The organism is Cohnella sp., from assembly GCF_041640265.1.
Taxonomy (GTDB): domain Bacteria; phylum Bacillota; class Bacilli; order Paenibacillales; family Paenibacillaceae; genus Cohnella.
This window is the reverse complement of the sequence record NZ_JBEQAP010000003.1, coordinates 176,305-197,701: the sequence shown is the minus strand read 5'-3', so window position 1 is coordinate 197,701 and position 21,397 is coordinate 176,305. Positions and strand designations below refer to the sequence as shown.

Below are 21,397 nucleotides of genomic sequence, written 5' to 3'. Positions count from 1 at the left end.
GGCGTGGGATGAAGGTTGGAGACTACGTTGTATTCGTGTCGGATGGCACGAAGGGAATCATTATGGAAATTCAGGGTAACCTGTACCACATCGTGTGGGAGGATCACTTCAGCAGCTGGGAGTATGGCGAAACGTTAAGAAAAGAAGAAGCTTACCTGTGATTGGGGTAAGCTTCTTTTCGTAAAGCGTAAAAGAAAAACTAAGCTAGGTGAAAATTGTGATCGTAGGAGCAGAAATAGTTGGAGGCGTAGTTTGCGCAGAAGTGGAACCTCCAAAGCCCACGACGCTTAAATAAACCGGGATTCCGGCAGTGACATCCACTGTGTCCAAAACCAAGCTAGCGGTAGAAAGCGTGGATAGCGTGCTTTGTTGGAGAGTTCCGTTGATATCAACAGTATAATAATCAACTGTCGTTATGGCCGGCAGAGCTGCAACAGGATCTCCGCTGTCCGTCGTGAAGCTAGCCGCGGGTATGGTAGTCTCGGTAGCTCCTATCATGCCGGCTGTTAATGTGGCAAGGAATCCGGACGTTACAGGAGTAACCGAAGTGGTTATTACGCCACCTGAGGCTACTGGGGCTGTGGCTGTCGCTGTATATACAGGCTTGATGATTGGCATGTTTTCACCTCCCTTCTTACTGCTGCCGAACCGAATGAACTGTATCGTAATGGGCGTGTTTTTTGGCGGCAAATCTGTCGTATTAAAACTAAGCCGTTTCTTCTTTAAGTTGTAATTCATAGGTGGTTGAAGCATGCCGTTGACAAAAACATTAAACAAAGCCGTGGATTTAAGAGATAGGCAGGAATCAAATCCTTTAATGCACTCTTTATCCGTATATATTCGCTTATTACCGTCTGAAATCGCACAGTACATGGAGACTGCAAATCTATAAGGCTTCCGTTTCAGTGGTTTAGAGCGCCTTTTCTTTGGTAGACGAGGAATTGTTTTTTTACGGGTGAAGCGAATGGAGATTGCTTTATTATGGCGGCTTTTACGGCTGGGACAAGGTGATCTGCAGCTTTTTATAGACGATCTCTTTGGAAAATGCTGCCGTGCATTAGGCATTTTATCCCCTCTTTTGGAGAATTAATAAAAATCATACCCCTAGCCTGACTACATTATTTAATGAAAAAGTTGTCTTTTTGAAACGGCGCTTTATCTTTTTTCTAGTAAATGAACAGAACCTTTCGTCTTGTGATCGCCTTGTCCATGTGCGATGATCTTGGGTAAAGGGGGTTGCTCAGAATGAAACGACTAATTATTGCGTTAACAGGGGTGATCATGATATTAGGTCTAACCTCATGTTTGGGTTTCAAGGAGCCCAAATCTACAAACACCATGGATGAAACCAACGGACTTTCACTTGAGAATATTTTCGGAACGCAAACCTTTGAGAAGCCGGTAGGATTCGAGCATCGGGAGGGGTATGCCGAATTCATCTACGTCATTGAGCAACCTGGGCGGATTGTGAGCATGAACCTTGAGAAGCCGGAAGCTGAACCGGTAATTGTGCTGGATATTAGCGACCGTGTCTATGATGAAGGGGGAGAGCAGGGCTTGTTGGGCGTAGCCTTCCACCCGAAGAAACCTAACCAAGCCTACGTCAATTACACGACTCAGACACATACGGTCATCTCGCGGTATACGGCTGATCCAGATCAGTCGGAACGTCTCGACCCGTCCAGCGAAGAGGTCCTGCTTACCTTCGAGCAGCCATTCTCCAACCATAACGGAGGCCAGCTTGCTTTCGGTCCGGACGGGTATCTCTATATTGCGACGGGAGACGGCGGCAGCGGCGGTGATCCACAGAACAATAGCCAGAATTTAAAAACCATGCTTGGGAAAATATTGCGTATCGACGTTGACGGGAAGACGGGAGACCACGCTTATGCCATTCCGCCGGACAACCCGTTCATTAACCAAGAGGTACCCGAAATTTATGCTTACGGTCTGCGGAACCCTTGGCGCTTCAGCTTTGATCAAGAGACGGGCTTGTTATGGGCTGCCGATGTCGGTCAGAACCGGTTAGAAGAGATAAATATAATAGCCAAAGGAAAAAACTACGGCTGGCGTATTCAAGAAGGTACGGAATGCTTTAATCCTAAGAATGACTGCGACACATCAGGATTAGAACAGCCCTTATTCACATACGGCCGCGATATTGGGGTATCTATTACCGGAGGGTATGTATATAGAGGGGAACATTTGCCAGACCTTGCAGGGTGGTACATCTATTCCGATTATGGAACAGGTACAGTATGGGCACTACGCCAAGATGCGGATGGCTCTATCGTTAATAAGACCCTGCTAGAGTCTGAGGAGAACATCACTTCATTCGGCACGGATTCGGCTGGAGAAATCTATCTCTGTACGCAGGAAGGACAGATTTTCAGATTGCTCTAGGTGAAAAAGATAGACTTGAATATCTGACTAATTACTTATATTAAATTAGGGAATTCCTCCTATGCCTTGATTGGCATGGGATCTGTTATGATGGGCCTATGCTGTGGTCAAGACAACATAGGAAGGATCTAGGTGATTATCATTGCTACCATTCATTCGAATCAAGTAAACCCAGAGAACCCAAATAGAGGTTTTGTCCTAACGAAACAATCCAAGATTCTAATCGGCAGCGGATTATTCATTATTTTGTTGCTTGCAGGGGCTTATTTTCTAGGGAGGTATCTCACGGATGAAGAGCGATTGATTAAGCGTTTCGAGCAATCGGTTAAAGAAGAGAAGTCAGACAAGTTATTTAAGCTGTTATCGTCAGCCAATGAAGATATTAAATTCGATCAGAAGTCAGCCGACGGAATAGTGGCCTACTTCAAATCGAATTCGAATGCTCTAATTCAGGTTACGGATGAACTGGAGCTGCAATCCAAGCAGATTCGTAGCGGCGAACAGGAAGCGTTCGCCGAAGATCAAGACACCGCCTTCGTTTACTTGCAGAAGAGGGACGGAAAACGCTGGCTTATCTATAATGATTATGAGTTAAAAATTAAGCGTTATATGATTCCCGTTCAAACGAACTTCGAAGGCGCTAAGATCCTGGTGGATGGCAAAGAGTCCGCTACGGCAGGCGGAGACGGCTCCCCGATCGAGTTAGGTCCCTTTCTTCCGGGCGAGTATTCCATCAAAGCTGTGTTTGAAGGAGAATATACAACGTTAGAGAAATTGGAGAAGGTATCGCTGTTCCCTCTATCGGGATACGATGATACCGTGGAGCTTGTACTCGAAGGGGATTATGTCAACGTCGAGTCCAACAATGGTTCGGCGCGTATCTATATTAACGGCCAACATATCGGGTTAATGGTTGAAGATGGGCAGAAGATCGGTCCTATCTCGTTAGATGGCTCAAACAAGATGCACTTGGAAGCCGATTATCCATGGGGAACAATGGTAAGCGAAGAGCTTCCTATTGATGTAAGTGAGCTGGCATTCGTCATTGAGGGACTCAATGATATTGCGAAAGATAACATCATGGACTCGACCCATGAATTTCAAGATACCTGGATGAAGTCCTTGCAATCAATGGATTCTAACATTCTCCTGTATGCGCATCCGGACAGGATTGCCGATCTAACCTATTATATCGAGAGCATGAAGGTAAACGGTCAGGAGTATAGGGGTAGATTAGACAAGATGAGCTTCGATTTGGATAGCTTTGTTCTGACGCCTCTTGAAGATGGCGGATATTCAGCTCAAGTCAAAGCACAGGTCGATTACAGCGATATCACCTATTATAAGCTTGATAATCTAAATCCTGTTCCTGCAGCTGGAACGACATTCACGGACTATGAGCTGGCATATGAGGATGGACAGTGGATCGTCACGAATTGGTTCGAATCCAATGTCATCGGTACTAAGAATACGAAGGTTTATAAGTAACAGAAATCCCTGAGGCTCAGGGTTTTCTTTTTTTTTTTTTTTTTTTTTTTTTTTTTGCAATAAGGACATATGTCCTATTACAGTGGGTATAATCCCATTACAATGAAAACAGACAAAAGACCGGACACGAAAATGTATTTGAGGAGAAAGAGAGAGTCGAATGAGGAAAATTCATGATCCGGCAGCCCTTAGGAGCTTAATGAGCCAGCATCAGCTCAGTGGAATATTCGATGAGAAGACCGACGAGGCAATGGAGCTGTTCGCCTTCGATAAAGGGGAACTCGTATGCTCTGTGGGCGACCGGATGGAGCATTTATTTATTCTGATTAAAGGAAAAATAAAAATTTATAAGGTACTGCCGAACGGCAAATCGATTCTAATCCGGTTCTATAATTCGTTGAGCACGATCGGGGATCTAGAGATGCTAAACGACTTAACGGTGCAAAGCACGGTGGAGGCGGTGAATGACACATTGTTTATCGGCATTAAGGAACAGGCGCTTATCGATACGGCTTTTGATGACCCCGTTTTCCTCCGTTTTATCATAAAGCATCTCGCACATAAGCTGCACACCTTCTCAATAGCCTCCAGCGTAAATCTACTTTATCCAGTCGAGACGCGGTTCGCGAGTTACCTAGTATCCATTACGGTGGATGAGAATGATCAAGCGGAGATCGAGGGGATTAAGACGGCTAAGCTAACGGAAATCGCGGAGATGCTGGGAACCAGTTATCGGCATTTGAACCGGGTGATCTCAAAATTCGCGGCAGCAGGGCTGGTGCAGCGGTCTAGAGGCTCCCTATTTGTAAAGGATATTAACCAATTGAAGAAGCTGGCGAATGGAAATTTGTACAGCTGATAAACGGAGGTTGTTCAGGTGCTCGGTGTGGTATATGCCATTATCGCGGGGTTGACCGTTAGTTTTCAAAGCATATTTAATGTTCGAGTTTCCGAAAAGCTAGGTTTCTGGCTAACGAATACGGTTGTGCACGGTTCGGGATTTATGTTGTCGCTGTTGATACTGTGGATGGTTAAGGACGGTAATCTGCATAAGCTTGATTCGCTGAATAAGGTTTATTTACTTGGGGGATGTATGGGTGTTGTCATCGTCTTCGGCGCTATGAAGTCCGTAACGATACTTAATCCTGCTTTGGCCATTGCCATTTTGCTCATTGCTCAGCTAATTGGGACGCTGGCAGTGGAAACCTTCGGGTGGTTCGGCATAGATAAGGTGGCGCTTTCTGCAAATCGTCTGCTCGGGATCGGTGTAATGATTGCGGGTGTGGTGATTTTTAAGTATAAATGAGGGATTAGCTAGCTGGTGACCGACATTGTAATAAAAATCAAAAAATACATGTACAAAATACAGGCTGCGTGATGGGCAACTGCATTTTGTACATGTGTTTTCGTTTAATCAGAGATATTCTTCGAACAAGATGTATTTACTACAGGTGTTTGGGGCATCAAGCGGCGAAAATAGCAGAACTGGCGATAATACCTGTACTAAATGCAGGTCAGGGGCACGGAATTATCGGATACTGCAAAAACGCATGTACAAAATACAGGCTGCGTGATGGGCAACTGCATTTTGTACATGTGTTTTGTCTAATCAGAGATATTCTTTGAACAGGTGTTTGGGGCATCAAGCGGCGAAAATAGCAGAACTGGCGATAATACCTGTACTAAATGCAGGTCAGGGGCACGGATCATTAGATATTGCCAAAAACACATGTACAATATACAGTTTGTTTACTTAGCAGGGCTCTCCCGGAACTGGCTGAGAAATTGCTTCGGAATCTCGGTCTCGAAGCGCATCAGCTTGCCTGTCGTCGGATGGACGAAGGAGAGAACGCGCGCATGAAGGCCCAGCCGTGAGAACGGCTTGGTTCTGGCCCCGTATTTCTTATCGCTTGCAATGGGGTGGCCAATATCCTGCATGTGTACCCGAATCTGATTCTTGCGCCCGGTTTCCAGATGAACCTCTACCAGGGAATAGTTCCGGTTCGATTGTATCACCTTGTAATGAGTAATCGCGTGCTGCCCGTCGTTCGGGTGCGGGCTGGAGTACATTTTCAGCGTTGCGCTTTCCTTCAGCCAGGAGGAGATGGTCCCTTGGGTTTTCTTGACCATTCCTTCGACCAGCGCTACATACATCCGTTCCTTCACGACATCCTTCCAGCTATCCTGCATGGCTTGCTGGATTTTTTCGCTTTTGGCGAACATCATGACACCGGACGTTTCCCGGTCTAATCGGTGCAACACGAAAATTCGGTTGTTCGGATTGTCAATTCGTACGTGCGCCGTTAGCTGCCGATAGGCAGTTAACTCCGTTTCCTGCGGGGTGGCGATCGACAGAAGTCCAGCATCCTTGTGAATAACGATAATATCATCGTCCTCGTGCAGGATTCTTAACCCAACCAATGCAGGAGCCACAGTTGTTCTATCCTTACGAACGGTGACAGTCTGCCCGAGCTTTAATGGAAAATTATAAAGCTTCTCGACACGGTCATCGACGGACACCTGTCCATGAGCGAGCAAGGACTTAATAGAATTGCGGCCTTGAGGAGAGAGCTTCTCCAAGAGAAAAAGCAATAGCTCGGACTCCTCTGCGACCTTGAATTGCTTAGGCGGCGTTTGATTTCGGGGTAAAGCTCCGCCAAGGCGACGGGGCCTGTTTTTTCCTTGTTTCATGGGAATGGATCGTTCCTCTCACTTACGCAGTATATTCTGCATCGACTAGTGTCTTGATAAATTGCACGGCCTCTGCACGGGTTAATGCGGCAGCTCCTGCATATCCTTCAACAGTTGCGGATGTTTTTCCGTGGGAATACCCATTGGCGAGCAAGTACTCGATGGCTTCATCGCCGATATAGGATTGTCCGGCTGCGGATGCGATCAGCTCAGCAACCGATAAGCGGCTAATCTTTTCTATTCTTAATGAAGGTTTAAGGCTTCCTTGTAGATTATACCCGTTTTCGCTCGCATAGTCATAAAATCGGGTAGACCAACGTTCACCTGCTGCAGCAGCCCGCACGTTTTTGCCCAAAGCAGAGGTAAACATCCGCAAGAATTCTTCCTCAGTGACACTATCGCCAGGACGGAAGGGTCCCTTAATATCGCTAACAATACCGTTCACTGCAGCCCATTCAATCGCTTTTCTAGCCCAATGCTTAGAGATATCGGTAAATTGCGCAGCTGGAATCGGGTTTGTCACCGTAACTGGGGCATCATTCTTGGCGCTTATGAAATCAACGGTGTAAGAGACGGGTTTAGCCGTGCCGCTCGTTGACTTAAGGCCGTTAATGGTTACCTCGAAGCGGTCGCCCGCTTTGTACTCTTCAACGCCGGTCGGACGGAAAATGATAGCTGGTCCTGTTCCATAATCTGAATTTTCAACATTGAAGTAGGCACCAGATTCGGTCACCGTATTACTCTTGGCGTTTAGATTCCATGTCTTATTATCGCGGAGTCTCTTTAAGGAGACACTCACTTCCTTTATCGAGGGTTCGGCATATTCCTCGGGGTTGATGCTGAACGACCATGCATACAAGGGTTTGAATACTTCAATTGGAAATGCACCCGGAGCGGGGTAAGCAATATAACTGTAGCCTACTTTTTCATTCCGGCTTTGGTCGAATACTTGCAGCGCGGAATACGTCCAATTGTCTGCGCTCTTAGCAAGGCCGATACCAACCTGCTTAAGCGGGGGATTCAGAATCCAGCGGCGGTGGCCTAACCGATCTAGATTGTAGATATCCGAATCCTCCATATAGGCGTTAATGGAACGCACAACAATATGATCGTCGTATCCAGTAGAGCCGTAGATGTTGGCGGATGAGGTGGACTCGTAACCTTTGTCATAGAAGTTCGCAGGCATATCGGAAGGTTGAGTCGGCGTATGGCTGAAGTTACCCTCGGCAGCCAGCAGCACTGAACCATGCTGCGCCCGTGAATTCAATTGGGCGGTTGAAGTCACATCATAAGGTAATCCGCTGATGAATCTATAGAAGTTAACCGCGTTAACTCCATCTTTGATGTAATTGGCCTTTAAAGAGCCCGCCGCGTAAGGCTTGGAGCTGGAAGGTTTTGTGAGGAAAGGGTTGTCAACGTCTCCGGCGGGATTCATTAATAGCTTCCACATGGCTATGACTTCTTGGCTGCTGCGGATAGGTAAGCCGCTGTCCGTACCTGTGGAGGCAGCGGAAGCTTGCCAAGGGTTAAAGGTAAGAATGAAGGAGAATAAGAGTGCGGTAATGGTTGATAAAGTAATGAGTCTACGTTTCATGATGTCATCTCGCTTTCATAGAGAATGTCTAAGATCATTCTACATGGCTGTACTCTATTAATTCGATAGCAAACAAGAAAAGTCCTGTTTTATGGGCTTGAGGTTCACAGGCACACTTTGTATAGTGTGTATAAGGATATACACACATGAACACTGAAAGTTGCTACTACAACATGTACTCGCGGTAGCTGGAAGATATATTAAGCTGCTTAATTCGGAAGGAGGAAGCTAGACGTTGAACTCTCTTAAAGTTGAACAAATCGTCAAAAACTATGGCGACAAAACAGCCGTAAACCGTCTCAGCTTCGAGGTGCCGGAGGGCGAGATTTACGGTTTGCTAGGTGCCAACGGAGCAGGTAAAACAACAACTATGCGCATGATACTTGGACTTATACTTCCTGATGAAGGCAATATTCGTTATTTAGGCAAGCCATACGGGAATGAGCAATTGAAAATGCTAGGTTATTTGCCAGAGGAAAGAGGCATGTATCCGAAGATCAAGGTGAGTGACCAGATCATCTACTTAGCACAGCTTCGCGGGATGTCCCGCAAGGCTGCGGACCTAAACCTGAAGATCTGGCTCGATAAGTTCCAGGTGCCGGAATATTACGGCAAGAAGGTCGAGGAGCTATCGAAGGGTAATCAGCAGAAAATCCAATTTATCGCCGCAGTTATTCACCGGCCTCGCATCTTGATTTTGGACGAAGCGTTCAGCGGGTTAGATCCTGTTAACGTGGAGCTGCTTAAATCTACAGTCAAGGAATTGCGCGACAGCGGTACGAGTATCGTCTTCTCTACTCACCGCATGGAGCACGTTGAGGAGCTATGCCGCAATATTACGATCATGCATAAGTCGAATCCGGTTCTGCAAGGGCCGATCAAAGAGATTAAGAAGAAGTTCCCGCAAGAGAGAGTCGTCGTGGCTTCCGAAGATGAGATCAAGGGACTTGAGACGATCGTTGGTGTAAGAGAAGTCATTCGTCATGAGCATGGCGGATATGAGGTGAAGGTATCGGCGCCGGAAGCGGGACAACGTATCCTTCAGCATGCGTTGGCTCAAGGACCGGTTACCCGGTTCGAGGTCATGGAGCCTACATTAAATGAAATCTTCATTAAGACGGTAGGTGAGAACCATGAATAATGGGATTTGGACGGTTATGGCGTTCACGATGCGCAATAAGCTTCGGAGCAAGACTTTTATCATCATGACAATCGTTCTGGCGGTGCTTCTGGTCGTTGTCGGGAACTTGCCTAACCTCCTAAGCAAGCTGGGCTCAGATGAAGCGACGAAGGTTGGATACGTAGCGGGCCAGCAAGCTGACATTATCGAAGGGCTGCGAGTGTATTATGCGAAGCAAGGAGATGAATCTGGGGTCTCCCTTGTGAGCATGACTTCAGAAGAAGCTGCCAAGAGCAGCGTGGAAGAAGATGACTTGGACGGTTACTTGATCTTCAAGGATCATGCGGAAGCGGGTTTCCCCGAAGCGACGTACAATTCGGAGAATGCTTTCGGCACGGGGACCCATCAATCCCTATTCACTGCATTGCAGACAGTAAAGAATGACCTTGTCGTAAAAGACCTTGGCCTTGATGAGGCACAGAGAAAGATGCTGGAAACCCCGGTATCCCTAATGCCCGTTAAAGTCAGCTTTACGGATGAGAAGGGCAGAACAGAGGAAGAGCAAGCGACTGCCATTGGCCTGATCTACGTACTCCTTATTATGTTATTCATGGCTGTTATGATTACAGGTCAGCTTATCGCAACCGAGATTACGGCCGAGAAGAGTTCCCGTGTCATGGAGATACTCGTAACAAGCGTCTCGCCGCTTAAGCAAATGTTCGGTAAAATCATCGGAACGTTTCTCGTAGGTGCTTTGCAAATTGCTGTACTTATCGGGGCTTTCCTAGTGAATCTCTTATTGCCTCAGAATAAAAATGCCCTGCTAGATATGGGGATCCGGTTGGATACGATTGATCCTTCGCTCATCGTATTCGCCGTATTCTTCTACTTGACCGGTTTCTTCCTATATTCCACACTGTTCGCAGCAGTAGGTTCCATCGTAAGCCGTACGGAGGATCTAGGTCAGTCCGTGCTGCCTATTACAATGCTAACCATTGTCGGATTCTATATCGCGCTTTTCGGATTATCGCAGCCTGATCATATTCTGATCGTCATCTGCTCCTATATTCCATTCTTCGCGCCATTCATCATGTTCCTGCGAATCGGCCTGAGCGAGCCTGCTACATGGGAGATTGCTGTATCCATTGGCATCCTTCTCGCTACGATCTTCGCCATTGGCTGGATTTCCGCGAAGATTTACCGCGTAGGCGTGCTTATGTACGGTAAGCGTCCTTCGATGAAGGAGATTGTTAAGGCTATGAGGGCTTATAGGGTTTGATTTTAGTGAAACGTAGTGTAGTAGAATGTGGTGAGTAATGGTTATAAATGAGAAATATATCGTGTAATTGAGACTTGAATTTATGACCAGTTAGATCAAACCTTTGATCTAACTGGTTTTTTTCTTTGCGATAAAAAATTTTTTATAAGTAAGGAAGAATTACTGGGAAGTCTCTTCGAGGAGAGTAACTTCATCTAACAACGCATCCACGCATCGGGGCTGGGGCTCCTCGGACACCAACATTAACCAAGAGAAACTCATGAAGCTGGTGAAATGCGAATCAGCGACAGACGAGTACTCAAGCTTATTCGGCAATGGCTCGGAGCAGGCGTGATGGAGAAAGGGCAAGTTAGACGATCCGACCTAAGAAGGAACTGACGCGATATGCAGACGACTTTGTTGTGGTGTGCAAGATAAGGAAAGATGCTCTTCATGCCTACAAATTGATTCAGGCGATTATGGAGCGTCTGGAACTGACCTTGCATCCAGACAAGACACGGATCGTGGAGTTATGGACGGGAGAAGAAGGATTTGACTTCCTCGGCATGCACCACCGAAATACGAGAGCAGAGACAGGACAAAATCGCATGTATTACACGACTCAACAATGGCTCTTCACGAAGGTAGAGAAACACATTCGGGAAGTAGTGAAGGAACGAAACGCGCCGCCAAAAATGCGGCGCGTTTCGTTAGAAGAACACATGAAATGGCTCAATCTGAGAATACAAGGTTGGAAGAGCTACTACGCGACGCCGTACAGTGCCAAATGGATGACCAAGCTAGCGAAGTAACTGGCGTGGCTCTGGATATGAAGTGAAATCGTTAAGCCATCTACATGGGCTAAAGATGCTTTTGTAAGTCGCATGTACATGAATCACTCTAGTATAGAGAATGAGATACCTATAACTCAGCGGGTAATTACAAGACGATCGGCAGGTTGTTGCTGCCTCATGAAACCTTTAATGTTTTTCCTATGGAACGAAGAAGTTGGGAAAGGTCTATTTCTTGTCGCAATGAACGCATATAAAAACTCGGCATGGAGGGATCGCGGTGTCCGCAGTGCAAGGAAGACGAGGGGAAGCGAGCGGCGATACGATTCTAAAGGCGACAGGCATTAAACGAGTGTTCGGCAAAGGCGATGCCGCGGTCACAGCGCTGGCGGACATCCATTTAGCCATTGCTGAAGGATCGATGGTGGTGCTCAAGGGCAGATCGGGCTCCGGCAAGACAACGCTGCTCAATATTCTCAGCGCGCTTGACGAGCCGACGGAAGGCAAGGTGGTGTTCCGGGGCAGAGAGATCACCGGGATGTCCGTCGCGGAGCGCAACGCGCTGAGGCGCAAGGAGATCGGTCTCGTATTCCAATCTTTCGGCCTCGTTCCGCTGATGTCCGCCTACGAGAATGTAGAATTCGGACTGCGTATTGCCGGTAAGTCCGTTGAGGGTTATCGCGAGACCGTGGAATGGGCGCTGGAGCGTGTCGGCATGCGGGAGAGGATGAAGCATCGGCCGACGGAGCTGTCCGGGGGCGAGCAACAACGCGTGGCTATCGCCCGTGCGATCGTGCACGAACCCAAGCTGCTGATCGCGGATGAACCGACGGCTGAGCTGGATAGCAGTATGGGACTTCAGGTCATGCGAGTCTTCCGGGAGCTCGTGAAGCGTTCCGGCGTGACCGTCGTGCTGACGACGCACGACCCAGGCATTATGGAGCTAGTTGATCATGTAATTGCATTGGAGGATGGAAAAATTGAATTGTATAGGACCAACGAAGCACCGCTTGAATAGACTCATTCCTCGCGCGGCGGGTACTGCCGTTTTGCTGGCCGCGTCGCTGGCGCTTGCCGGCTGCTCGCTGTTCCCCGACGAGGAGACGCTGCAGCCGCCGCTTATCCAACCGGCGCAGGAGCAATTCGACGCCGTGGTTGTGGCTAAGGGGAACATTCAAACGTCCCTGAAAGGCAACGCGACCTTCGTATCCGCAAAAGTCGAGACGCTCTCGTTCAAGGGTAACGGCGGGCGACTGAAGTCTATTAACGTTAAACTGGGCGATCAAGTGAAGGCTGGAGACTTGCTGGCGGAGCTGGAGACCGGCGACCTGGATCTGCAGTTTAAGCTGCAAAGTCTCAATTTGGAGCGAGCGGGGCTGCTATATAAAGAAGCCAAAATGTCAGGAGCCAATGAAACCGATCTGCGTCTCCGCGAAATCGACCTTGAGCGGGAGAACATTTCGTATGGAGCGATGGAGAACCGTCTTTCGCAAGCTCAGCTGTACGCGTCGATCAGCGGGACCGTTATTTTCGTCGAATCGCTGAAAACAGGAGAAGGGGTCAACACCTACCAATCGATTATCACGATCGCTGATCCTTCGAGCATGCAGCTTTCGTATGCGGCTGGTAATGCGAAGGATTTGTTTCCAGTGGAAGTCGGAATGCCAATCAGCTTGAGGTATAAGGGCAAGGACTATACAGGCCAAGTGCTGCAGTCTCCATCTAGCGCGCCTATCACCGATGATAAAGCGAAAGCAGAAAAGAACGAGACGACAATCATTCTAAGTATGGATAACCAGCCCGAAGGCGTACATGTCGGCGATGTCGCGGATGTCACAATCGAGCTCCAGAAGCGGGAGAATGTCATTGTCCTGCCGCGTTCGGCTGTCCGTACTTATATGGGCCGATTCTATGTACAGGTCGCAGACGGGGATCGCCGCAAGGAAGTCGACGTCGAGGTGGGGCTGACGACACCGACTCAGGCAGAGATCGTTCAAGGTCTCAAGGAAGGCCAGCAGGTCATCCTGAACAATTAACCGAACTAAGATGCCCGGATGCCGGGAGCAAGGATGAGGTGTAAGTATGGCCTTATGGACGATGATCCTTCGCAAGATGGCTAATAACAAATGGCTGCAGCTAAACCTATGGTTCGGGCTTACCGTATGCGTGGCTCTGTTCAGCTCCATGCCGCTTTACTCAGATGCCATCATGCAACGGACGCTGATTAAAGAGCTTCAACAGGTACAGACTGAAAGCGCCGTTTATCCGGGCTTCATCCGGGTCAACACGACCAATTCTTCGTCGACGATGGACAAGAAGACGGTGCAGGCGATCGAGCGGGCCGATCAGTTCGCAAAGTCGATTCCGGACCGAATGGGGCTGGAGACGCTGTCGTTCTACCAACAGCGGTTCACGCAGCTATTGAAGGTATACGGCGCTGACGCTTCAGAGCTGGAGAAGAAGCAGCAGAAAACGGCAGGCGCCTTCAAATCGCTATCCGACATGGAAAAGCGCGTTCATCTGATCGATGGACGGATGCCGGTGGACCGTTCGGACGGCATTTTCGAAGCGCTAGTTACGCAGGACTTTCTGTTAAAAGCGAAGCGGGATCTCGGGGAAGAGCTGGTCGCGGAAACGACAGACGATAAACAAGATAAGTTCCGCGTCATTCCGATCGGAATTATCGGAACGAATCCGAAGGCCGATCCGTATTTGCCTTATTTGACGACGGAGGACAGCGACGGCTTCCTTATCCCGTTCACGCAGTTTGAACGGGAGTTCATGAAAGGCGGCAAGACGAGAGTAGCCGAAATGGAATGGCGTTACGCCTTGAACTACGAGCAGATGAAGGTCGGCAGCGTTGACCGATATATCCAGGCCGACAAAGACATCCGCCGCTACTTTAAAGGGCGGGTCGGCGTTGCCGAGTTCGACATCCCATCGAGCATGACCATTATTTCCTTCCAAGGAAAGCAGAGCAAGCTTGACGTTATGCTGCTTTCTCTCTATTGTCCCGTCATGCTGATGCTGGCTTTTTACTTGTACATGGCCGCCAACCTTATCATTGAAAGGCAGAAGACGGATATTTCCGTTCTACGCAGCCGCGGAGCCAGCCGTCTGCAGATTATGACCGCCTATACGATGGAGAGTCTGCTTCTCGGACTAGGCGCGCTGGCTGTTGGACCGTTCCTTGGCGTACAGTTCACGAAGGGGCTTGGCGCCGCGAACGGCTTCCTGGAGTTCGTCAACCGGTCGGCGTTGCCGGTCAGCTTGACCAGCAGTGCCTATAAGGTAGCGGCAATCGCGGTGTGCGGAGCAATCGTACTGATTCTGATCCCGGCTTTTCTGGCCACAAGGGTCAGCATCGTCGGCCAGAAGCAGCAGATGGCGCGGTTGACCAAGATGTCGTTCTGGCACAAAACAGGGCTTGATATTATCCTTGTCAGCTTGGCTCTGTATCTCTTGCATAACTTCAACAATCGTCAGGCGGATCTGAAACGGCTGGCGCTTGACTCCGACGCTCTGCAGGTCGATCCGCTGTTGTTCCTGATGCCGGCTTTATTCGCGCTCGGAGGCGGATTGTTGGTGCTGCGGGTATATCCATGGTTCATCCGCCTTGTTTTTTGGGCGGGTCGCCGATGGTGGTCGCCGGCGCTTTACCACACCTTGATTCAAATCAGCCGTTCCTCAGGACAATATTTGACCATTAAGGTGTTCCTGATCATGACCGTCGCGACCGGCCTTTTCAGCGCGAATGCTGCAAGAACGATCAACGACAATATGGAGAGCAAAATCAAGTACGCCGTGGGCGGAGATATTGCGCTGACGACAAAGTGGGGGAACGATGCGCCTTTGCCGTCGACCTATCAAGGGCAACCGAATCAGACAGATACGGCGGGAACTACAGCAGCGAAGAGAGTCCAGTACACGGAGCCGCCGTTCGAGCCTTACCAGAAGCTGGAAGGGGTAGAAACGGCCGCCAAGGTGTTCAAGAAGGAAAAAGCTCGATTCAGTGCAGGTAGTACGTCCGGCGGCACGACGTTGTTCGGAATCGGTACGAAGGCTTTCGGCCAAACGGCCTGGATGAAGAACAGATTGCTCGATTACCACATCAACAGCTATTTGAATCTGATTGCGCCCGATCCGAAGGCCGTGCTCATCTCGCGCTCGCTCGCCGATGCGGCGAAGGTTAAGCCAGGCGATCCGATCCGAGTTTCTTGGGACGGTCTTGACCAGGCGCAGTTCACCGTCTACGGGATTATCGATTATTGGCCAAGCTGGAATCCGCTCCCGTCAGGCTCTGACGGGAATGACGAGAAGGCGGACCAGCCGAAGCTGATCGTCGGCCATCTGGCCACGATTCAGAACCGGCTGGCAGTAGAACCGTACGAGGTGTGGCTGAAGCTGAAGGATGGGGTCTCTAACCAGATGATCTATGAGCAGCTGACGGAGAAAAAGCTGCCGGTTAGAGGATTCCGCGACGCAAAGCAGGAGCTGGTCGAGTCTAAGAACGATCCGTTCCGGATGGCGATCAACGGTGTAATGACGCTTGGATTCGTCATCTCTATGCTGATCAGCTTCTTCGGCTTCCTGCTCTTCTGGGTGCTGACGCTGTCCGGACGGACGCTGCAATACGGCGTGCTGCGTGCGATGGGCATACCGTTCATACAGATCATTGGCATGCTCATCAGCGAGCAATTGCTCACTTCTGGCGCTGCTGTCGTGATCGGTGTAATGATCGGCAATCTGATCAGCGAGATGTTCGTTCCTCTATTCGAAATGTCCTTCTCGACGCAGGATCAGGTGCCGCCGTTCGATATTGTGAGACAGCTTAGCGATTACGTGCAGCTGTACAGCATAGTCGGCATTATGCTGACGATCGGATTGCTCATTCTCGGCTACCGCCTCTCGCGGATCCGAATTGCGCAGGCGCTGAAGCTGGGAGAGGAGTAACCTACCTATGATTCAATGCGATGGACTCGTCAAAATTTATAAGACGGCCGACCTCGAGGTCGTCGCCCTTCAAGGGTTGGATTTGCAAGTCGCGGACGGCGAGCTGATGGCGATTATCGGCAATTCCGGAAGCGGCAAATCGACGCTGCTCAATATGCTTGGCGGCCTTGATAAGCCGTCCGCAGGCAAGCTGCTCGTGGACGGCAGTGATTTACTCACGTTCGGCGAGAGGGATCTGGTAAAGTATAAGCGGGACACGGTCGGGTTCGTATGGCAAAGCAACGCGCGCAATCTGATTCCGTACTTAACCGCTTTGGAAAATGTAGAACTGCCCATTCTGCTTCGCGGCAAACGCCGCAGGCTGCGGGCAATGGAGCTCCTTGAAGCGGTAGGTCTTGGCCATAGAATGAAAAACAAGCTTAGCGAGCTGTCAGGCGGCGAACAACAGCGCGTGGCCATCGCCATCGCGCTGGCGAACGAGCCGCAGCTGCTGTTGGCTGATGAGCCGACCGGCTCCTTGGATACGAAAACATCCAATCAAGTGCTGGATCTGTTTCGGACATTAAACCGGACGATGGGCATAACGATCGTCATCGTTACGCATGACCCGCTCTTGGCCCGCAAGGTGGACCGCGTTGTCCAAATCCGAGACGGAAAGACGTCGGCGGAAATGATCCGCCGCGTATCCTATGCCGAGGAACTGGCGCAGCTGGAAGCGGAGGGCGCGGATAACGAGCCGGAAAGCCATATTGAGTATGCAGTCGTCGACAAAGCCGGCCGGCTGCAAATTCCGGCAGGCTACCTCGACGGAGAAGGCTTCAAAGGAAGCAACAAAGTTCGGGTGGAGAAGGATGATGGAAGAATCATCCTCTATCCGCCGGATGAGAAGAAGACGGGCTGACGCTCTCGCTGACCGGATGTGGGACGGAGAGTCTCTAACATTAAAGGATGAGGTGGATTCATGAAACCGAATCGGCTTAAACTCTACTTAGGTTTAGGATTGACCGCAACGATCTTGCTAACGTACTTACTATTCCGCTTGCTGCCGGAGAAGAACGACACAGAATCGGCGTCTAACTCCCCCCAATCCGAGAGCGCGGCGACCCAGATTGCCGTTAAGGAAGCTGACGGAGAGCCGGCGGCTGTTCGATCGGCCGGAAGGATCGCCACGGACTTCGAGGACGGCACGGTACAAGGCTGGATTGGTCGCGGCGGCACTGAAGTTTTGACAGCGGCTGCAGAGGCGGTTCATTCGGGCAAGTACGGATTGCAGGTCACCGGGAGAAAAGAGAGCTGGAACGGTCCGCAGCTTGATGTGACGCCGTTAATGGAGAAAGGTACAACGTATATGCTTACGGCCTGGCTCAAGCTTCCTGCCGGAATACCCGATTCCTCCGTGTCGATGACGGTCCACCGTACGACGAAAGGCAAAGATACCTACGAGTTCGTCGCTTCGGATACGATTACCGCAGGCAAATGGGTGAAGCTTACGGCTAAATACGAGGTCCTCTTCGAGGTTGAGAAGCTGGCGGTATACTTCGAATCGTCCGCGAATCCGACGCTCGATTTTTACGTGGATGATTTTCAGATCGAGCGCAATCAGGAGCCGCAAAAAATTGAAGTCCAGCAGGATATACCGGCGCTCAAGGATGTATTCAAAGACGACTTCATGCTGGGATCCGCCCTGCTCGTGAACGAGATCTACGATCCGGATGGACCGGATGCACAGTTGCTCAAGAAGCACTTCAACAGCCTCACGGCCGGCAATGAATTGAAGTGGGACGCTACCGAGCCGCGGGAAGGGCAATTCAACTTTTCGCGGGCGGATCAGATCGTGGATTTTGCTATGGCCAATGGCATAGCCTTCCGCGGTCACACGCTGATCTGGCACAGCCAGACACCGAATTGGGTGTTCCATGATGACAAAGGGAACCTCGTAAGCAAGGAAGTGCTGTTCCAGCGGATGAAGAAGCATATCGAGACGGTAGTCGGCCGGTATAAAGGCAAAGTATACGCCTGGGACGTCGTGAACGAGGTCATCGAGCCCGGAGATAAGCAGCCGAACGGGCTTCGCAACAGCCTGTGGTACCAAATCGCCGGCGAGGAATTCATTGAGAAAGCTTTCGAATACGCTCATGAAGCGGACCCGGACGCCAAGCTGTTCATTAACGATTACAACACGAATATGCCGTACAAACGTCAGTATTTGCACGACATGATCAAGCGCCTGAAAGCTAAGGGAGTTCCAGTAGACGGCATCGGCCATCAGACGCATATCGGGATCCAATATCCTTCCGTACTCGAGCTGGATCAAATGATTCAAGCTTTCACGGATCTTGGTATCGACCAGCAAATTACGGAGATGGACATGAGCATCTATACGAAAGACACCGATGCCTACGATACGTTCCCGGAACACTTGCAAATCAGACAGGCGTACCGGTACAAGGAAATTTTCGACGTCTTCAAGAAACATAAAGATCAACTCAGCGCCGTTATTTTCTGGGGCAAAGACGACTTGAACACGTGGCTTCGCTCTTTCCCCGTTAAGCGCAACAACTGGCCGCTGCTGTTCGACGAACGGCTTCAGGCGAAATACGCGTACTGGGCGCTCGTCGATCCGAGCAAGGTGCCGGAGGAGAATTTGCCGGTCGTGGCCGCAACGAAGCTAGTGACTGCGGCCAAGCAAGGAACGCCGGTCATCGACGGCGAGAGGGAGACGGCTTGGAACGGCACGCATGAGCTTACGACCGATCGCTGGGTCACTGGCATAAGCGGCTCGACCGCCCGGGTCAGAACGCTATGGGACGAAGGCCATCTGTACGTGCTGGCGGTCGTTACGGACTCGAAGCTGACGAATAAGAGCGCAAACGCGTGGGAGCAGGATTCCGTCGAAATTTTCATCGACACGAACAATGCCAAGACAACGGCTTACGAGCCGGACGACGGACAATATCGCATCAACTTCGATAACGAGCCGTCCGTTAATCCGGAGTTGTTGAAGGGGAATCTTGTATCCGCCGTGAAACGCACGGACACCGGATACATCGTGGAGGCCTCCATCGCTTGGCCCGGCACGCCGCCGAAAGCAGGTGATATGATCGGCTTCGACGTGCAGGTCAACAACGACGAGGACGGCGACGGCGTGCGCGACAGCGTCGCGATCTGGAGCGATACGTCCGGACAATCGTATCAGAATACTTCCGACTTCGGGGGGCTTAAGTTGAAGTAGGATAAGAGGAATGGTGGACTCTATTAACTTTCGGTAAAGGTTGGGTAACAAAATCAAGAATTGCTCCTTGTATTCCTGATAGGCACATTGGATAATTAGATACGTCTGTCATCGGAATGTTCCGTCCCAATGCTGGTACGAGTCACGGGGGGCAATCATGAACAAGGTTAAATCCAAGGTCAAGCTTATACTAACCGCCTTATCGTCGTTGACCCTTCTTTCGTCATGTTTTCAAGACGGCAGCGCGAACGATCAACCCAAATCGGACCCGCCCGTGCATGAAATCTCGTATCAAGATCCATCGTTGAGCAAGTATGAGCCGCCGGTTGAACTCACGTTCGTAAGGGAAAACGGCGACGATTTGGATAATCTGCTTAGATCGTTTCCGGGCGAGACGTTGGAGGATAACCGGTGGAGCCGGCTCTATGAACAGGTACTCGGCATTAGGATCAAGTACGATTGGCTTGCCAAAGGGGACTTGTTCCGTCAAAAGCTAGGGGTGTCGCTTGCTTCCGGCGATATTCCCGATGTCGTGAGAGTGAACGCTCAGCAATTGAGGCAGCTTAGCAATGCCGGGCTGATTCAAGATTTATCCGCCGCCTACAACGAATACGCCTCTGCGTTCACGAAGGAAATTCTGAGCCAGGAGGGAACGGGGCCATTAGAAGCGGCGACGATCGACGGCATATTGATGGGAATACCGGGTGCTTCCTCGTCAATCGAGGGTGCCGAATATATATGGATTCGAACCGATTGGCTCGATACCCTCGGTCTTAAACCTCCGCAAACGATGAACGATTTGTTGACGATTTCGAAAGCGTTTACAGAAAAGGATCCGGATCGGAACGGGAAAAAGGATACGAACGGCCTAGCAGTCACGAGCTATCTGTGGGATCCCGTGGCAGGAGTGTCGGGATTCATGGCGGGCTATGGGGCATATCCGAATTTCTGGTTTAAGGACGCTTCCGGCAAGCTTGCGTATGGAGGGATTCAGCCTGAGGTCAAAACGGCTTTAAAAGCACTTCAGGACTTATATCGCAGCGGTCAAATCGATAACGAATTCGCCATCATGGAAGGAATCAAGGTTAAAAAAAGAGTGGGCGACGGAAAAATTGGAATCGTATACGGGCAGCAATGGAGTTCATTCTGGGTTCAATCGAGCCGCGAGCAAGATCCCAACGCAGAGTGGCAGGCTTTTCCGATCGTGTCAGCAACAGGCGAACCGGCAAAAGTGCTTTTGACATTTACCACGAACCAGTTTTACGCCGTAAGGAAAGATTATCCGCATCCCGAAGCGATCGTGAAGCTATTTAACTTACACCTGGAGAAAAACTGGGGAGCAACGGCTGAGTACGAAACCTACTACAGCACCCCATTCCCCGCATGGCAGCTGTCTCCGGTAACGCCGTTTCCGGCGAAGAAAAACCAGGAGGCGTTCCGGCAGCTTGAAGAAGCCCGCCGATCCGGCGATACGTCAGGGTTAAAAGCTGAAGCCAAAGCGATTCAGAAGAACATCGATAATTATTTGTCGGGAACCGGAAATACAGAATTGGGATGGGGCTGGGAACGGACTTACGGTCCGTCGGGCGCCTATGCGATACTCGAGCAATACGAGAAAAATAACCAGCTGCTGTATGAGAGCTTCGTCGGAGGCCAAACGGAGACGATGATCGAGAAGCAGTCGATTCTAAATGATCTGCTTAACGAGACGTATATCAATATTATCCTTGGACATTCCGTCGACGAATTCGACCAATTCGTAGACGAATGGCGCCGTCTTGGCGGAGACATGATTACGGCCGAAGTGAACGAATGGTATTCGAAGAGGGACAGCGCCAATTAACGGGTACGTCGCAACGGAGGAGTC

At 50.0% G+C, this 21,397-nt stretch carries 17 protein-coding genes and 1 pseudogene; 14 read left to right on the top strand and 4 right to left on the bottom strand.

The features are described 5' to 3' along the window. Window positions 1-8: 8 nt before the first annotated feature. Window positions 9-161, top strand: a complete 153-nt coding sequence (locus ACESLK_RS04010; RefSeq protein ID WP_372662572.1) for a hypothetical protein — start codon at window positions 9-11, stop codon at window positions 159-161. 43 nt (window positions 162-204) lie between these two features. Here the strand turns inward: ACESLK_RS04010 and ACESLK_RS04005 are convergent, their stop codons facing one another. Next, window positions 205-618 (bottom strand): DUF4183 domain-containing protein, encoded by a 414-nt coding sequence (locus ACESLK_RS04005; protein ID WP_372662749.1) that lies wholly within the window; start codon window positions 616-618, stop codon window positions 205-207. A 96-nt stretch (window positions 619-714) separates the two neighbouring features. Then, window positions 715-873, bottom strand: a pseudogene (locus tag ACESLK_RS04000) (DUF4183 domain-containing protein); the annotation flags it as partial. Window positions 874-1,245: 372 nt separating this feature from the next. Between ACESLK_RS04000 and ACESLK_RS03995 the strand changes: the two are divergent. The 4 genes from ACESLK_RS03995 to ACESLK_RS03980 all read left to right on the top strand — a co-directional run bounded on the left by ACESLK_RS03995 (window position 1,246) and on the right by ACESLK_RS03980 (window position 5,197). Beyond that, the gene (locus ACESLK_RS03995) at window positions 1,246-2,403 is read left to right on the top strand and encodes a PQQ-dependent sugar dehydrogenase (RefSeq protein WP_372662569.1); all 1,158 of its coding nucleotides are present in this window, start codon (window positions 1,246-1,248) and stop codon (window positions 2,401-2,403) included. Between the two features lie 132 nt (window positions 2,404-2,535). Further along, window positions 2,536-3,891, top strand: coding sequence for a zinc ribbon domain-containing protein (locus tag ACESLK_RS03990; protein ID WP_372662566.1), 1,356 nt, complete (start codon window positions 2,536-2,538; stop codon window positions 3,889-3,891). 160 nt (window positions 3,892-4,051) lie between these two features. Then, the gene (locus ACESLK_RS03985; protein ID WP_372662563.1) at window positions 4,052-4,750 is read left to right on the top strand and encodes a cyclic nucleotide-binding domain-containing protein; all 699 of its coding nucleotides are present in this window, start codon (window positions 4,052-4,054) and stop codon (window positions 4,748-4,750) included. A gap of 18 nt (window positions 4,751-4,768) precedes the next feature. Next, complete coding sequence (locus ACESLK_RS03980) at window positions 4,769-5,197, top strand: DMT family transporter (protein WP_372662560.1); 429 nt, start codon at window positions 4,769-4,771, stop codon at window positions 5,195-5,197. A 443-nt stretch (window positions 5,198-5,640) separates the two neighbouring features. On the opposite strand, the gene ACESLK_RS03975 is transcribed toward ACESLK_RS03980, so the two are convergent. After that, a complete protein-coding gene (locus ACESLK_RS03975; protein ID WP_372662556.1) occupies window positions 5,641-6,582 on the bottom strand; it encodes an RluA family pseudouridine synthase in 942 nt (313 codons plus the stop codon). Window positions 6,583-6,604: 22 nt separating this feature from the next. Further along, on the bottom strand, window positions 6,605-8,176 hold the full coding sequence (locus ACESLK_RS03970) for an S-layer homology domain-containing protein (protein WP_372662553.1): 1,572 nt from the start codon (window positions 8,174-8,176) through the stop codon (window positions 6,605-6,607). 235 nt (window positions 8,177-8,411) lie between these two features. Here ACESLK_RS03970 and ACESLK_RS03965 point away from each other — a divergent pair, with 235 nt between their 5' ends. The 9 genes from ACESLK_RS03965 (at window position 8,412) to ACESLK_RS03925 (ending at window position 21,373) form a co-directional block, all read left to right on the top strand. Next, on the top strand, window positions 8,412-9,317 hold the full coding sequence (locus ACESLK_RS03965) for an ABC transporter ATP-binding protein (protein WP_372662550.1): 906 nt from the start codon (window positions 8,412-8,414) through the stop codon (window positions 9,315-9,317). Beyond that, window positions 9,310-10,575 carry an ABC transporter permease gene (locus ACESLK_RS03960; protein ID WP_372662548.1) on the top strand — a complete coding sequence of 422 codons (1,266 nt, stop codon included), beginning with the start codon at window positions 9,310-9,312 and terminating at the stop codon, window positions 10,573-10,575. The genes ACESLK_RS03965 and ACESLK_RS03960 overlap by 8 nt, the downstream gene beginning before the upstream one ends. A gap of 401 nt (window positions 10,576-10,976) precedes the next feature. Next, window positions 10,977-11,366: an RNA-dependent RNA polymerase family protein gene (locus ACESLK_RS03955; protein WP_372662545.1), complete on the top strand. Its 390-nt coding sequence runs from the start codon at window positions 10,977-10,979 to the stop codon at window positions 11,364-11,366. Between the two features lie 259 nt (window positions 11,367-11,625). Beyond that, window positions 11,626-12,363 (top strand): ABC transporter ATP-binding protein, encoded by a 738-nt coding sequence (locus ACESLK_RS03950; protein ID WP_372662542.1) that lies wholly within the window; start codon window positions 11,626-11,628, stop codon window positions 12,361-12,363. Further along, window positions 12,326-13,381, top strand: a complete 1,056-nt coding sequence (locus ACESLK_RS03945) for an efflux RND transporter periplasmic adaptor subunit (protein ID WP_372662539.1) — start codon at window positions 12,326-12,328, stop codon at window positions 13,379-13,381. The genes ACESLK_RS03950 and ACESLK_RS03945 overlap by 38 nt, the downstream gene beginning before the upstream one ends. Before the next feature lie 46 nt (window positions 13,382-13,427). Beyond that, a complete protein-coding gene (locus tag ACESLK_RS03940; RefSeq protein WP_372662536.1) occupies window positions 13,428-16,298 on the top strand; it encodes an ABC transporter permease in 2,871 nt (956 codons plus the stop codon). Between the two features lie 7 nt (window positions 16,299-16,305). Next, window positions 16,306-17,199, top strand: coding sequence for an ABC transporter ATP-binding protein (locus ACESLK_RS03935; RefSeq protein ID WP_372662533.1), 894 nt, complete (start codon window positions 16,306-16,308; stop codon window positions 17,197-17,199). A 60-nt stretch (window positions 17,200-17,259) separates the two neighbouring features. Further along, window positions 17,260-19,530: an endo-1,4-beta-xylanase gene (locus tag ACESLK_RS03930; RefSeq protein WP_372662530.1), complete on the top strand. Its 2,271-nt coding sequence runs from the start codon at window positions 17,260-17,262 to the stop codon at window positions 19,528-19,530. A 157-nt stretch (window positions 19,531-19,687) separates the two neighbouring features. Then, the gene (locus ACESLK_RS03925; protein ID WP_372662527.1) at window positions 19,688-21,373 is read left to right on the top strand and encodes an extracellular solute-binding protein; all 1,686 of its coding nucleotides are present in this window, start codon (window positions 19,688-19,690) and stop codon (window positions 21,371-21,373) included. Window positions 21,374-21,397: the final 24 nt, after the last annotated feature.